This window comes from Pseudomonas sp. 2822-17, from assembly GCF_002742485.1.
Classification (GTDB): Bacteria; Pseudomonadota; Gammaproteobacteria; order Pseudomonadales; family Pseudomonadaceae; genus Aquipseudomonas; species Aquipseudomonas cyclaminis.
The window spans coordinates 1-313 of record NZ_LJRZ01000588.1 but is presented as its reverse complement, the minus strand read 5'-3'; the positions used below and the strand labels follow the sequence as shown (position 1 = coordinate 313).

Below are 313 nucleotides of genomic sequence, written 5' to 3'. Positions count from 1 at the left end.
GGCACGACCTTTGGGCCAGTGTGCTTGGGCAAACTTGCCAAGGTGCTCGTGGCGAGGGTGAAGTCGCTGTTTTCCTCTGCATCAACCGAGTGATTCTTGATAGAGTAGCGATTGCGGTCCTTTAATAGTGCATAAGCAATGCGTGCATTGTTGCTCAAATCCTTGTATTTTTCGTTTGTAAAGAGCCACTGAGGCAGTTGATAATACTTCTCAGTGTAAACTTCATTGACGTTGTAGAATTCGTTTGTTGGCATAATAAAAGCCCTCCTATGAATTTGTACGAAAAAGCACACTCATAGAAGAGCTTGTTGAT

1 protein-coding gene is annotated in these 313 nt (G+C 43.8%); it reads right to left on the bottom strand.

All coding sequences use genetic code 11. From position 1 onward, the window contains the following. The coding region (locus AOA60_RS23505; protein ID WP_178075405.1) for a replication initiator protein A at nucleotides 1-254 on the bottom strand (254 nt) is incomplete at its 3' end. Nucleotides 255-313: the final 59 nt, after the last annotated feature.